Origin of the sequence: Amphritea atlantica, from assembly GCF_018860855.1 — a bacterium.
GTDB lineage: Bacteria > Pseudomonadota > Gammaproteobacteria > Pseudomonadales > Balneatricaceae > Amphritea > Amphritea atlantica_A.
The window spans coordinates 172366-184988 of sequence record NZ_JAHKQE010000041.1; the positions used below are offsets into that span (position 1 = coordinate 172366).

At 48.8% G+C, this 12623-nt stretch carries 26 protein-coding genes; all 26 read left to right on the forward strand.

Features of this window, described 5'->3' with window-relative positions:
- Positions 1-305: 305 nt before the first annotated feature.
- The 26 genes from rpsJ to rpsD all read left to right on the forward strand — a co-directional run bounded on the left by rpsJ (position 306) and on the right by rpsD (position 12608).
- Entirely contained in the window at positions 306-617 is a 312-nt protein-coding gene (rpsJ, locus tag KO512_RS17220) for a 30S ribosomal protein S10 (protein ID WP_036511965.1), read from the forward strand.
- A gap of 102 nt (positions 618-719) precedes the next feature.
- Positions 720-1358, forward strand: a complete 639-nt coding sequence (rplC, locus tag KO512_RS17225) for a 50S ribosomal protein L3 (RefSeq protein WP_126159337.1) — start codon at positions 720-722, stop codon at positions 1356-1358.
- A gap of 11 nt (positions 1359-1369) precedes the next feature.
- Positions 1370-1975: a 50S ribosomal protein L4 gene (gene rplD, locus KO512_RS17230; protein WP_126159338.1), complete on the forward strand. Its 606-nt coding sequence runs from the start codon at positions 1370-1372 to the stop codon at positions 1973-1975.
- Entirely contained in the window at positions 1972-2268 is a 297-nt protein-coding gene (rplW, locus tag KO512_RS17235) for a 50S ribosomal protein L23 (RefSeq protein ID WP_124927543.1), read from the forward strand. The genes rplD and rplW overlap by 4 nt, the downstream gene beginning before the upstream one ends.
- Positions 2269-2282: 14 nt before the next feature.
- Entirely contained in the window at positions 2283-3110 is an 828-nt protein-coding gene (rplB, locus tag KO512_RS17240) for a 50S ribosomal protein L2 (RefSeq protein ID WP_126159340.1), read from the forward strand.
- A gap of 15 nt (positions 3111-3125) precedes the next feature.
- Positions 3126-3401: a 30S ribosomal protein S19 gene (rpsS, locus tag KO512_RS17245; RefSeq protein WP_215953571.1), complete on the forward strand. Its 276-nt coding sequence runs from the start codon at positions 3126-3128 to the stop codon at positions 3399-3401.
- 15 nt (positions 3402-3416) lie between these two features.
- Complete coding sequence (rplV, locus tag KO512_RS17250; RefSeq protein WP_091361855.1) at positions 3417-3749, forward strand: 50S ribosomal protein L22; 333 nt, start codon at positions 3417-3419, stop codon at positions 3747-3749.
- A gap of 11 nt (positions 3750-3760) precedes the next feature.
- On the forward strand, positions 3761-4447 hold the full coding sequence (gene rpsC, locus KO512_RS17255) for a 30S ribosomal protein S3 (RefSeq protein ID WP_215953572.1): 687 nt from the start codon (positions 3761-3763) through the stop codon (positions 4445-4447).
- Between the two features lie 12 nt (positions 4448-4459).
- Positions 4460-4873 carry a 50S ribosomal protein L16 gene (gene rplP, locus KO512_RS17260; RefSeq protein WP_215953573.1) on the forward strand — a complete coding sequence of 138 codons (414 nt, stop codon included), beginning with the start codon at positions 4460-4462 and terminating at the stop codon, positions 4871-4873.
- Entirely contained in the window at positions 4873-5064 is a 192-nt protein-coding gene (gene rpmC / locus KO512_RS17265; protein WP_126159343.1) for a 50S ribosomal protein L29, read from the forward strand. Before rplP ends, rpmC begins: the two co-directional genes overlap by 1 nt.
- A 2-nt stretch (positions 5065-5066) precedes the next feature.
- Complete coding sequence (gene rpsQ / locus KO512_RS17270) at positions 5067-5330, forward strand: 30S ribosomal protein S17 (protein WP_252735088.1); 264 nt, start codon at positions 5067-5069, stop codon at positions 5328-5330.
- A gap of 83 nt (positions 5331-5413) precedes the next feature.
- Complete coding sequence (gene rplN / locus KO512_RS17275) at positions 5414-5782, forward strand: 50S ribosomal protein L14 (protein WP_126159344.1); 369 nt, start codon at positions 5414-5416, stop codon at positions 5780-5782.
- A 103-nt stretch (positions 5783-5885) separates the two neighbouring features.
- A complete protein-coding gene (rplX, locus tag KO512_RS17280) occupies positions 5886-6203 on the forward strand; it encodes a 50S ribosomal protein L24 (RefSeq protein ID WP_215953574.1) in 318 nt (105 codons plus the stop codon).
- Positions 6204-6217: 14 nt separating this feature from the next.
- A complete protein-coding gene (rplE, locus tag KO512_RS17285; RefSeq protein ID WP_091361841.1) occupies positions 6218-6757 on the forward strand; it encodes a 50S ribosomal protein L5 in 540 nt (179 codons plus the stop codon).
- Positions 6758-6767: 10 nt separating this feature from the next.
- The gene (gene rpsN, locus KO512_RS17290) at positions 6768-7073 is read left to right on the forward strand and encodes a 30S ribosomal protein S14 (RefSeq protein ID WP_215953575.1); all 306 of its coding nucleotides are present in this window, start codon (positions 6768-6770) and stop codon (positions 7071-7073) included.
- A gap of 68 nt (positions 7074-7141) precedes the next feature.
- A complete protein-coding gene (gene rpsH / locus KO512_RS17295; RefSeq protein WP_215953576.1) occupies positions 7142-7534 on the forward strand; it encodes a 30S ribosomal protein S8 in 393 nt (130 codons plus the stop codon).
- Between the two features lie 11 nt (positions 7535-7545).
- Complete coding sequence (gene rplF, locus KO512_RS17300; RefSeq protein WP_215953577.1) at positions 7546-8079, forward strand: 50S ribosomal protein L6; 534 nt, start codon at positions 7546-7548, stop codon at positions 8077-8079.
- Positions 8080-8088: 9 nt separating this feature from the next.
- Entirely contained in the window at positions 8089-8439 is a 351-nt protein-coding gene (gene rplR / locus KO512_RS17305; RefSeq protein WP_126159349.1) for a 50S ribosomal protein L18, read from the forward strand.
- A gap of 11 nt (positions 8440-8450) precedes the next feature.
- A complete protein-coding gene (gene rpsE, locus KO512_RS17310) occupies positions 8451-8951 on the forward strand; it encodes a 30S ribosomal protein S5 (protein ID WP_126159350.1) in 501 nt (166 codons plus the stop codon).
- A 6-nt stretch (positions 8952-8957) separates the two neighbouring features.
- Positions 8958-9140 (forward strand): 50S ribosomal protein L30, encoded by a 183-nt coding sequence (gene rpmD, locus KO512_RS17315; protein ID WP_126159351.1) that lies wholly within the window; start codon positions 8958-8960, stop codon positions 9138-9140.
- Between the two features lie 10 nt (positions 9141-9150).
- The gene (gene rplO, locus KO512_RS17320; protein ID WP_215953578.1) at positions 9151-9585 is read left to right on the forward strand and encodes a 50S ribosomal protein L15; all 435 of its coding nucleotides are present in this window, start codon (positions 9151-9153) and stop codon (positions 9583-9585) included.
- On the forward strand, positions 9586-10914 hold the full coding sequence (gene secY / locus KO512_RS17325) for a preprotein translocase subunit SecY (protein WP_215953579.1): 1329 nt from the start codon (positions 9586-9588) through the stop codon (positions 10912-10914).
- A 24-nt stretch (positions 10915-10938) separates the two neighbouring features.
- Positions 10939-11055: a 50S ribosomal protein L36 gene (rpmJ, locus tag KO512_RS17330; RefSeq protein ID WP_083935407.1), complete on the forward strand. Its 117-nt coding sequence runs from the start codon at positions 10939-10941 to the stop codon at positions 11053-11055.
- 143 nt (positions 11056-11198) lie between these two features.
- Positions 11199-11555 (forward strand): 30S ribosomal protein S13, encoded by a 357-nt coding sequence (gene rpsM, locus KO512_RS17335; protein WP_215953580.1) that lies wholly within the window; start codon positions 11199-11201, stop codon positions 11553-11555.
- A gap of 24 nt (positions 11556-11579) precedes the next feature.
- Positions 11580-11969: a 30S ribosomal protein S11 gene (rpsK, locus tag KO512_RS17340; protein ID WP_019622838.1), complete on the forward strand. Its 390-nt coding sequence runs from the start codon at positions 11580-11582 to the stop codon at positions 11967-11969.
- 18 nt (positions 11970-11987) lie between these two features.
- Positions 11988-12608, forward strand: coding sequence for a 30S ribosomal protein S4 (gene rpsD / locus KO512_RS17345; RefSeq protein WP_215953581.1), 621 nt, complete (start codon positions 11988-11990; stop codon positions 12606-12608).
- The last annotated feature ends 15 nt before the right edge of the window (positions 12609-12623 follow it).

The window sequence follows — 12623 nt, forward strand, 5'->3', positions numbered from 1 at the left end:
GGCCATATCAAAAATCACATCGTCAATCCTGGGCAAAGAAGCTTTGCTTGGACTAGTTTGTTCTCATTGGCGTCCGCAAATGAATCAGTCAGTGGTATTTTGTGCCATTGCTTTGCTTAAGCGCTCCCTCCCTCGTAGGTTTTTCATTTATCAAACTCTGCGCACGCTCAGGCTTCAAAGCGGGGCTGTTTAATTTCTAAACAATACAGGCTTGACTTGGGGGTATAGGGTAAGTAGAATGCGCTACCCCGTTAAATGGGGTTAGGTGGCGAAAGCCTTTTTTTAATTCTAGGAATTGTGGTCAAATGCAAAACCAGAAAATCAGAATCCGTCTGAAGGCTTTTGATCATCGCCTGATTGACTCTTCCGCTCAGGAGATCGTTGAGACTGCTAAGCGGACAGGTGCTCAGGTGCATGGTCCGATCCCGCTTCCTACTCGCAAAGAGCGTTTTACCGTTCTGATCTCTCCTCACGTGAACAAAGATGCACGTGACCAATATGAGATCCGTACTCACAAACGCGTACTAGACATCGTTGAACCAACAGAAAAAACTGTTGATGCTCTGATGAAACTAGATCTTGCTGCGGGTGTTGAAGTGCAAATTAGCTTAGGCTAATTAGACGATTGCGTAGATGAGTACATCTACGTGTGGAATGCCTTTTAGGCAGCCATAGCGGGTTTTAGCCCCGTACACAACTGGCAATGTGAGGTTTATAAAATGTCTGTATCTTTAATCGGACGTAAAGCAGGTATGACTCGTGTCTTCACTGAAGACGGCGTGTCTGTGCCAGTCACTGTCATCGAGGTGGAACCGAACCGCGTAACACAGGTTAAGACCGAAGAAACTGATGGTTATTCTGCTGTGCAGGTAACTGTAGGTTCTCGTCGTGCTAACCGCGTTACTAAGGCCGCTGCAGGTCACTTTGCGAAAGCAGAGACTGAAGCAGGTCGTGGTTTGTGGGAGTTCCGTCTGTCAGGTGACGAAGAAGTAAATGTTGGTGATCAACTGACTGTTGAACGCTTTGAAGCGGGTCAGAAAATTGATGTAACCGGTCAATCCAAAGGTAAAGGTTTTCAGGGCGGAATTAAGCGCTGGAACTTCTCCATGCAGGATGCGACGCACGGTAACTCTCTTTCTCATCGTGCTCCTGGTTCTATTGGTCAGTGTCAAACTCCTGGTCGCGTGTGGAAAGGTAAGAAGATGGCAGGGCACATGGGTGCTGAACGTGTAACCGTTCAATCCCTAGAAGTTGTTCGCATCGATGCCGAGCGCAATCTGCTGTTAGTGAAAGGTGCTGTACCTGGTGCTACTGGCGGCGACGTAATCGTTAAATCAGCTGTTAAAGCTGGTGCCTGAGGGGGTTTGAAATGAATCTGAATCTTGCAGGAGCTGGAGGAAGCGTAGAAGTTTCCGATCTAGCATTTGGTAAAGAATTCAATGAATCACTGGTTCATCAGGTTGTTACGGCATACCTGGCCGGTGGTCGTCAAGGCACCAAGGCTCAGAAAAACCGCGCCGCTGTAAGCGGTGGTGGTGCTAAGCCATGGCGTCAAAAAGGTACTGGCCGTGCACGTGCCGGTACTATTCGTAGTCCTTTGTGGCGTACTGGTGGCGTAACATTCGCTGCTCAGCCGCGCGACCATGCTCAAAAAGTTAACAAGAAAATGTATCGCGCTGCGATGCGTTGCATCTTGTCTGAGCTGGTTCGTCAGGAGCGTTTGGTTGTTGTTGAAGACTTCCAAGTAGACGCGCCTAAGACTAAGCAGTTTGTTGCTAAGCTCGCTGAGCTTGAGTTGACGAACGCGCTAGTGATCACAGAAGACGTAGAGCAGAATCTGTATCTAGCCGCACGCAACGTACCGCACGTTGACGTTCGCGATGCAGCTGGCATCGATCCTGTCAGCCTGGTAGGTTTTGAGAAGGTTGTTGTGACTGTTGCTGCTCTCAAGAAAGTTGAGGAGGCGTTAGCATGAACGAAGGACGCATCTATCAAGTACTGCTAGGCCCACATATCTCTGAGAAAGCGACGATTGTTGCTGAAGGTTCTCAGCAGGTTGTATTCCGCGTCTCAGCTGATGCAACTAAGCCTGAAATTAAGAAGGCTGTTGAGCAGTTGTTCGACGTAAAAGTAACTGGCGTGAACGTTGTTAACGTTAAGGGCAAAACCAAGCGCACTCAGCGCGGTATGGGTAAGCGCTCTGACGTTCGTAAGGCATATGTATGTCTTGCAGACGGCCACGACATCGACTTTATCGATGGCGAATAAGAGGGGTTTGAATTATGGCTATTGTTAAATCTAAACCGACCTCCGCTGGGCGCCGTCATGTAGTTACGGTGACAACACCTGATCTGCACAAGGGTAAGCCACACGCTGCTCTGGTCGAAAAGAAAAGCAAAACCGGTGGTCGTAACACCTATGGTCGCATTACGACTCGTCACATTGGTGGCGGTCATAAGCAGCATTACCGTGTTATTGATTTCCGTCGCAACAAGCTGGATATCCCTGCTACCGTTGAGCGTCTGGAATATGATCCAAACCGCTCCGCGCACATCGCTTTGCTGATGTACGCTGACGGTGAGCGTCGCTACATTATCGCCCCTAAAGGTGTTAAAGCTGGTGATTCTCTGATATCTGGTCAGAATGCTGATATTAAACCAGGTAACTGTTTGCCACTGCGCAACATCCCTGTCGGTAGTGTCATTCACTGTATCGAGATGAAACCAGGTAAAGGTGCTCAAATTGCACGTTCTGCTGGTACTTCCGCGCAGTTGATTGCTCGTGAAGGTGCTCATGCAACTTTGCGTCTGCGTTCAGGCGAAATGCGTAAAGTGTTGGTTGACTGCTGCGCGACACTGGGTGAGGTCGGTAATTCCGAGCACTCTCTGCGTCGTCTAGGTAAAGCTGGTGCTACGCGCTGGCGTGGTGTTCGTCCTACCGTTCGTGGTGTGGCGATGAACCCAGTCGATCACCCACATGGTGGTGGTGAAGGTCGTACATCTGGTGGTCGTCATCCTGTGACACCATGGGGCGTACCGACTAAAGGTAAGAAAACTCGTTCGAATAAGCGTACCGATAAGATGATCGTACGCCGTCGTCAAGCGAAATAATCAGAGGATACAGCTGTGCCACGTTCACTGAAGAAAGGTCCTTTTATCGACCTTCACCTGTTGAAAAAGGTAGAAGCTGCAGTTGAGGCCAATGATCGTCGTCCGATCAAAACTTGGTCTCGCCGTTCTACAGTTTTTCCAAACTTCGTAGGACTGACGATTGCAGTTCATAATGGCCGTCAGCACGTACCGGTGTTTGTCACCGAGGATATGGTTGGTCATAAATTAGGCGAATTTGCCGCTACCCGTACGTATAAGGGTCATGCAGCAGATAAGAAAGCTAAACGCTAATCGGGAGTTAAGAAAATGGAAGTAGCCGCTAAGCACAAAGGCGCCCATATCTCCGCTCAGAAAGCGCGTTTGGTTGCCGATCAAATCCGCGGAAAGGCGGTGGGTGAAGCCCTGAATATTTTGGCTTTCAGCCCTCAAAAAGGTGCGGTGCTAGTTAAGAAGGTACTTGAGTCTGCTATTGCTAACGCAGAGCATAACGAAGGTGCTGATATTGACGAGCTACGCGTTTCACAAATCTTCGTTGATGAAGGTATGACCATGAAGCGCATAAGACCGCGTGCGAAAGGTCGCGCTGACCGTATTTTGAAGCGCACCTCCCACATCACCGTTAAGGTAGCTGACTGCTAGGAGATACCACTATGGGTCAGAAGGTACATCCAACAGGTATTCGACTTGGAATTGTAAAAGATCACACTTCGGTGTGGTATGCAGACAAGAACGAATACGCTAATAAGCTGTTGAACGACCTTAAGGTACGTGAGTATCTGGAAGGCGAGTTAAAAGCAGCATCTGTTAGCCGCATCGAAATTGAGCGGCCTGCACAGAATGCAAAAATTACCATTTTCACTGCCCGTCCAGGCATTGTTATTGGTAAGAAAGGTGAAGATGTAGAAAAACTGCGTAACGCTTGTTCTAAAATGATGGGCGTTCCGGTTCACATCAACATCGAAGAGATCCGTAAACCAGATCTAGATGCCAAACTAGTTGCACAAAGTGTCGCAAGCCAGTTGGAACGTCGTGTTATGTTCCGCCGTGCCATGAAGCGTTCTGTACAGAATGCTATGCGTCAGGGTGCTGAAGGTATCAAGATTCAGGTTGGTGGCCGTCTGGGTGGTGCAGAGATTGCACGGTCTGAATGGTACCGCGAAGGTCGTGTGCCATTGCACACCCTGCGTGCTGACATCGATTACGGTACTTACGAGGCGCACACTACATACGGTGTGCTTGGCATTAAAGTCTGGATCTTTAAAGGTGAGATTCTGGGTGGTATTGAAGAAGTACGCGCTCAGAGAAATGCTCAACCTAAGAAGAAAGGTTCAAAGTAGGGGTAATTATCAATGCTGCAACCTAAGAGACTTAAATTCCGCAAGGTTATGAAAGGCCGCAACCGCGGTCTGGCCGAGCGCGGTGGTACTGTTAGCTTCGGTGAAATTGCACTGAAAGCGACAGAACGTGGCCGTATTACTGCTCGTCAGATCGAAGCTGCTCGTCGTACTATGACTCGTCACGTAAAACGTGGCGGTAAAATCTGGATTCGCGTGTTCCCGGACAAGCCAATCACAGGTAAGCCGCTTGAAGTACGGATGGGTAAAGGTAAGGGTAGTGTTGAATACTGGGTATGCCAGATCAAACCAGGTAAAGTACTGTTCGAAATGAGCGGTGTGCCTGATGAGTTGGCGACTGAAGCATTCAACCTGGCTGCGGCGAAACTGCCGCTGGCAACCACTATTGTTAAACGGACGGTGATGTGATGAATGCAACTGAACTGCGCGAACAATCCGCTGAAGAGCTCCAGCAAACTTTGCTGGGTCTTCTGAAGGATCAGTTCAATCTGCGTATGCAGAAAGCAACTGGTCAGCTGACTCAGAATCATATGCTGGGTCAAGTGCGTCGCGATATCGCGCGCGTTAAGACCGTACTGAATCAGAAAGCAGGTAACTAATAATGGCCGCAGAAAAACGTACACGTACTGTGACCGGTAAAGTTATCAGCAATAAAGCTGACAAAACTATTACCGTTCTAGTTGAGCGTAAAGAGAAGCACCCGATTTATGGGAAATTCGTAACTCGCTCAACTAAGTTGCATGCGCATGACGAACAGAATGAATGTCAGATGGGAGATACAGTGACTGTTGCTGAATCCCGTCCGCTTTCAAAAAGTAAGTCTTGGACGCTAGTTAAGATTGAAGATCAGGCAGTAAAGGTGTAATATAACGCACCTTTGCTTCTGGCAGGCTGTTTTTTGGGCCCTAAAGGGCAAAGAAAACAGTCTGAATTTTGGAGTATAGACCCATGATTCAAACAGAATCGATGCTTGATGTTGCTGATAACAGCGGCGCCAAGCGAGTACAGTGTATCAAGGTCCTGGGTGGCTCACACCGTCGTTATGCCGGTGTAGGTGACATCATCAAAGTTACTGTTAAGGAAGCAATTCCTCGCGGTAAGGTGAAAAAAGGTCAGGTCCTTAATGCTGTTGTGGTACGTACCCGTAAAGGTGTTCGGCGTCCGGACGGTTCAATTATCCGCTTTGATACAAACTCAGCGGTTCTATTGAACGCCAACTCCGCGCCTATCGGTACTCGTATCTTTGGCCCAGTAACTCGTGAACTTCGCTCAGAGAAGTTTATGAAAATCATTTCCCTGGCGCCTGAAGTGCTATAAAGAATCCCGACTCTAATCAGTCAGGATTTATGCAAAAACGCTAAGCTCGAAAGGGCTTGGCGTTTTTAAGCATGAGAGGGTAGTAGGAAAGGATGGATAATTAATGCGTAAAATCATTCGTAACGACGAAGTAATCGTTATTGCAGGCAGAGACAAAGGCAAGCGCGGCAAAGTATTGCGTATTCTTGCTGATGATCGTCTGATCGTGTCTGGCATCAACATGGTTAAGAAACACACCAAGCCTAACCCGATGGCGGGTAAAGCTGGCGGTATCATAGAAAAAGAAGCAGCGATTGCAGTATCTAACATCGCTATCTTCAACTCTGCTACCGGTAAAGGTGACCGTGTTGGTTTCAAAGTTCTGGAAGATGGCAACAAAGTCCGGATCTTCAAATCCAACGGCGAAGTTATCGCTAAGTAATAGGAGTTGATGCCATGTCTAGATTAAAAGCACTCTATAACGAGTCCGTTAAGCAGCAGTTGAAAGACGATTTAAGCTGTCCTAACGTGATGGCTGTACCACGCCTGACCAAAATTACCCTGAACATGGGTGTTGGTGAAGCGCTTGGTGATAAAAAGCAGCTGGATAATGCCGTTGCAGAAATGCAGGCAATTGCAGGTCAAAAACCTGTTGTAACCCTGGCCCGCAAATCTATTGCAGGCTTCAAGGTTCGTGAAGGTTGGCCAATTGGTTGCAAGGTAACCCTGCGCGGTGAGCGTATGTGGGAATTCCTTGACCGTCTGGTTGATATCTCGATCCCACGTATTCGTGACTTCCGTGGCCTGAACCCGAAATCTTTTGATGGTCGTGGTAACTACAGCATGGGCGTGAAAGAGCAGATCATCTTCCCTGAAATCGAATACGATAAGGTAGATAAGCTGCGTGGTATGGATATTACCATCACCACCACTGCTCGCACTAACGACGAAGGTCGTGCCCTGCTGGCAGCCCTCAACTTCCCATTCAAAAAGTAAGGGTAGAGAAATGGCTAAGGTATGTATGAAAGCGCGCGAGTCAAAACGCGCAAAAATGGTTGCTAAGTATGCTGAAAAGCGTGCCGCTCTTAAAGCAATCGTTAAAAACCCAGCTTCTTCTGAAGATGAAGTTTGGGATGCCCAGGTAGCTTTGCAAAAGCTACCGCGTGACGCTAACCCGGTTCGCCAGGTGCGTCGTTGTCAGGTTACTGGTCGTCCACACGCTGTTTACCGTAAATTTGGTCTAAGTCGGATCAAACTGCGTGAAGCAGCTATGCGTGGTGACGTTCCGGGCCTGAAAAAAGCTAGTTGGTAAGCACAATGGTCTGGGCAGGATGATCCCCATCCTGCTACCGCATTGCGCTGCACAAAGGAAAATAAACCATGAGTATGCAAGACACTCTTGCGGATATGCTAACCCGTATTCGTAATGGTCATATGGCTGAGAAATCAGCTGTAACTATGCCTGCTTCTAAACTGAAAGCCTCTGTTGCTGCAGTTTTGAAAGAGGAAGGTTACATTGCTGACTTCGCCGTTGAAGGCGAAGGTAAGCCAGTGATGACTGTTGAACTGAAATACTTTGAAGGCAAGCCGGTTATAGAGTCTATCCAGCGAGTTAGCCGTCCAAGTCTGCGTGTATACCGAGGCGCTAATGAGCTGCCTAAAGTATCCGGCGGTCTGGGCGTAGCTATCGTTTCCACTTCGCGTGGTGTGATGACTGATCGTGCTGCTCGTGCTGCCGGTATCGGCGGCGAAGTCATCTGTACGGTATTCTAGGAGCTGGAAATATGTCTCGAGTTGCTAAAAGTCCCGTTGTCCTACCGGCAGGTGTAGAAGCTAAGGTTGATGGTCAGCAGATCAATGTAAAGGGCGGTAACGGTGCCCTAGGTCTGACTGTTCACCCGTCTGTAGAAGTGACCTCAGAAGAAAACGTGCTGAAGTTTGCCGCACGCAATGGCAGCAAAACTGCTAACGCGCTGGCTGGTACTGCTCGTTCTTTGGTCAATAACATGGTTGTTGGTGTAAGTACTGGTTTCAGTAAGAAACTGCTACTTCAGGGTGTTGGTTATCGTGCTGCCGTTAATGGCAAAACGTTGAGCCTGACTCTGGGTTTCTCTCACCCAATCGATTACAAGCTACCTGAAGGCGTTGTCGCTGCAATGGAAGGCCAGACTACTATCGTGCTGACAGCAGCCGATAAGCAGGCGCTGGGCCAGGCTGCAGCTGAAATTCGTGCTTTCCGTCCACCAGAGCCTTACAAAGGTAAGGGTGTACGTTACGCTGACGAATTCGTTCGCCGTAAAGAAGCTAAGAAGAAGTAAGGTAGGGTCATGAACGAAAAGAAAACATCTCGTATTCGCCGTGCCCGCCGTGCCCGTTATAAAATGCGTGAACTGGGCGCAGTACGACTGTGTGTAACCCGTACACCACGTCACATCTATGCACAGGTTATCTCTGCAGATGGTGGTCAGGTTTTGGCTGCAGCTTCAACTGTAGAAAAAGATCTGCGTAGTGATACTACTGGTAACACTGATGCCGCTACTAAAGTAGGCACACTGATCGCTCAGCGCGCAAAAGACGCTGGCGTGACTAAGGTTGCTTTCGACCGTTCTGGGTTTAAATACCACGGACGAGTTAAAGCGTTGGCAGATGCAGCCCGTGAAGGCGGCCTGGAATTCTAAGGGGTTTGACAATGGCAAATCACGAACAGAAAGACGGTGACCTGCAAGAGAAACTTGTTCAGGTTAACCGTGTTGCCAAAGTAGTTAAGGGTGGTCGTATCTTCGGTTTCACCGCTTTGACTGTTGTTGGTGACGGTAATGGCCGCGTAGGCTTCGGTCGCGGTAAGGCACGTGAAGTGCCTGCGGCGATTCAAAAAGCAATGGAACAAGCGCGTCGTAACATGATCACAGTTGATCTGAACGGCACGACTTTGCAGTACCCTATTAAAGCCCGTCACGGTGCTTCTAAGGTATACATGCAGCCTGCATCTGATGGTACTGGTGTAATCGCCGGTGGCGCGATGCGTGCTGTACTGGAAATTGCAGGTGTTCACAACGTACTGGCTAAGTGCTACGGCTCTACAAACCCAGTCAACGTTGTTCGCGCAACTATCAACGGTCTTGCTAGCATGACATCTCCTGAAGATGTTGCCGCTAAGCGTGGTAAGTCCGTAGAAGACATCCTGGGGTAATCAACGATGGCATCTACTCTCAAGGTAACACTTGTACGCAGCACCATCGGTATCCTGCCTAAGCACAAATTGTGCGTCCAGGGTCTGGGTCTGCGCCGTATCGGTCACACCGTTGTAGTGGAAGACACTCCTTCCGTACGCGGTATGATCAACAAAGTTAACTACATGGTTCGTGTAGAAGGCGAATAAGGAGCTCATTATGCGTCTTAATACACTGAGTCCTGCCGAAGGTTCTAAACATGCTCCTAAGCGTGTAGGCCGCGGTATTGGTTCCGGCCTGGGTAAAACCGGCGGTCGTGGCCATAAGGGTCAGAAATCCCGCTCCGGCGGTTCAGTGAAACCAGGTTTCGAAGGCGGCCAAATGCCGTTGCAGCGTCGTCTGCCTAAGTTCGGCTTTACCTCTCGTCAGGCTGCATTCGTTGCAGAAATTCGCCTGACTGAGCTGGCTAAAATCGATGCTGACGTTATCGATCTGGATGCACTGAAAAAAGCGGATATCATCAAAGACAGCATCAAGCGTGCGCGCGTGATTCTTTCTGGTGAGATCAACAAAGCAGTTACCGTTAAAGGTCTTAAAGTGACCAAAGGCGCTCTAGCTGCAATTGAAGCTGCAGGCGGAAAAGTCGAGGAATAAATGGCTAAGAAAGGACCAGTACCAGCAGGCGTACAGAACGGCTTAGGCGAGCTTAAGTCTCGCTTGTTGTTCGTTTTGATTGCGATCGTTGTATACCGTATCGGTGCACATATTCCGGTACCTGGTATCAATCCCGATCGCCTAGCTGCACTTTTTGATCAGAATCAGGGCACTATTTTGAGCATGTTTAACATGTTCTCTGGTGGTGCGTTGGAGCGAATGAGTATTCTTGCGTTGGGCATCATGCCGTACATCTCTGCATCTATTATTATGCAGTTGATGACGGTTGTTAGCCCATCACTAGCGCAACTCAAGAAAGAGGGTGAAGCTGGTCGTCGGAAGATCAATCAGTACACACGTTACGGTACCGTTATTCTTGCGACTGTACAGTCGTTCGGTATGGCGGTCGGTCTGGCGAATCAGGGCGTAGCCTTCGCAACCGATTTCAACTTCTACTTTGTAGCAGTTGTTACACTGGTTGCAGGTGCAGTCTTCCTGATGTGGCTGGGTGAGCAGGTGACTGAACGGGGTATCGGTAACGGTATTTCGATTCTGATCTTCTCTGGTATTGTGGCCGGCCTGCCAGGTGCTGTCGGTCAGTCCTTTGAATCAGCGCGTCAGGGGGATCTTAATATCCTGGCGTTGCTGGCCATTGCTGTGCTGGCGGTTGCCACTGTTGGATTCGTAGTATTTATGGAGCGCGGTCAACGCCGTATCACCATTAACTATGCGAAACGTCAACAGGGTCGTCGCATGTATGCTGCGCAGTCCAGCCATTTGCCGTTAAAAGTGAATATGGCTGGTGTTATTCCGCCGATCTTCGCTTCAAGCATTCTGCTGTTCCCTGCGTCACTTGGCCAATGGTTTGGTCAAACTGAAGGCATGGAGCTGCTACAGGATATCGCACTTGCGCTGGGCCCGGGTCAGCCGCTGTATATCCTGCTGTTTTCGGTATGTATCATATTCTTCTGTTACTTCTACACTGCGATTGTTTTCAATCCAAAAGATGTAGCTGATAACTTGAAGAAGTCTGGTGCATTCATCCCGGGTATTCGCCCAGGGGAGCAATCTGCTAAGTACATCGATAACGTACTGGGCCGTCTGACACTGTTTGGCGCTCTGTACATCACTGCGGTATCTTTGATGCCTCAGTTCCTGGTGGTAGCCTGGAATGTACCTTTCTACTTCGGTGGAACGTCACTGCTGATTGTGGTTGTTGTTGTGATGGATTTCATGGCACAAGTACAGTCCCACCTGATGTCCCATCAGTATGAATCCCTGATGAAAAAGTCGAATCTTAAAGGAGGCGGTGCTGGCCTGCTGCGCTAGTATCCCTGCTATTTGGAGTTGATCATGAAAGTACGTGCATCAGTTAAGAAGATCTGCCGTAACTGCAAGATCGTACGTCGTAACGGTACTCTGCGGGTTATCTGCAAAGTTGAACCACGACACAAGCAGCGCCAGGGTTAATTAACGCCTGGTCTGGGAGTGGTAGGCGCGAAGGGTTGATTTATTTTTGATCAGCGTGTAGAATCTCGCGCCTTCCATTAATAGAAGAATTTGCAGTACCTGTGAAAAGCACAGGTGCATGCTAATAAGTTGGAGTAAATTGAATGGCCCGTATAGCTGGCGTCAATATTCCTGACAATAAGCATGCGGTAATTTCATTGACTTACATCTTCGGAATTGGCCGCACGACAGCGAAGGACCTCTGCGTTAATTGTGGAATTCAAGAAACCACAAAGATTGCAGATTTGTCAGAAGAACAACTGAATACCGTACGTGACGCAGTCGCCAAGTTGACAGTTGAAGGTGATCTTCGCCGTGAAGTATCCATGAACATCAAACGCTTGATGGATCTTGGTTGTTACCGTGGTTTGCGGCATCGCCGTAGTTTGCCTCTTCGTGGTCAGCGCACTAAGACAAACGCGCGTACCCGTAAAGGGCCACGTAAACCAATCCGTAAGTAATGGTAAGCGATAGGAATTTCCAGTATGGCTAAGCCAGGTAATCGCACACGTAAAAAGGTTAAAAAGCAGGTTGTTGACGGATTCGCTCACATCCACGCTTCATTTAACAACACGATCATTACTATTACTGATCGTCAGGGCAATACCCTGAGTTGGGCAACCGCAGGCGGCTCCGGCTTCCGTGGTTCTCGTAAGAGTACACCCTTCGCGGCACAGGTTGCTGCGGAACGTGCAGGTGTAGCTGCTCAAGAGTATGGTCTAAAGAATTTAGACGTTTTTGTTAAGGGCCCAGGCCCAGGCCGTGAATCTGCAGTGCGCGCATTGAACGCATGTGGATACAAGGTTAATAACATCACGGACGTGACACCGATTCCTCACAACGGTTGTCGTCCACCGAAGAAACGTCGCGTTTAATCCGGAGACAGTAATAATATGGCTCGTTATTTAGGACCAACATGCAAGCTGTCTCGCCGTGAAGGTACCGACCTTTTCCTGAAGAGCGGTGTTCGTGCTCTGGACAGTAAGTGTAAAGCTGAAAATGTTCCAGGTGTACATGGCGCTCGTCGTGGTCGTTTATCAGATTACGGTTTACAGCTTCGTGAAAAACAGAAAGTTCGTCGTACATACGGCGTTCTTGAAAAGCAATTCCGCAGCTACTACAAGGAAGCTGCCCGTCGCACAGGTGCGACTGGTACTAACCTTCTTCAGTTGCTGGAAGGGCGTCTAGACAATGTCGTCTATCGTATGGGATTTGGATCTACTCGTGCTGAAGCACGTCAAGTAGTTTCTCATCGTCAGATTACAGTGAATGGACAATCAGTGAACGTTCCATCTTTCCAGGTACAAGCTGGTGATGTGGTTGCCGTTCGTGAAAAGTCTAAGACTCAACTGCGTATTAAACACGCACTTGAACTGGCTTCTCAGCGTACTGCTGTTGAGTGGGTAGATGTTGATGCTGCGAAAATGGAAGGTACTTTCAAGTCCCTGCCAGAACGTACTGAACTGTCTGCTGACATCAATGAGCAGCTGATTGTCGAACTGTACTCTAAGTAAATATTGACTTCTTAA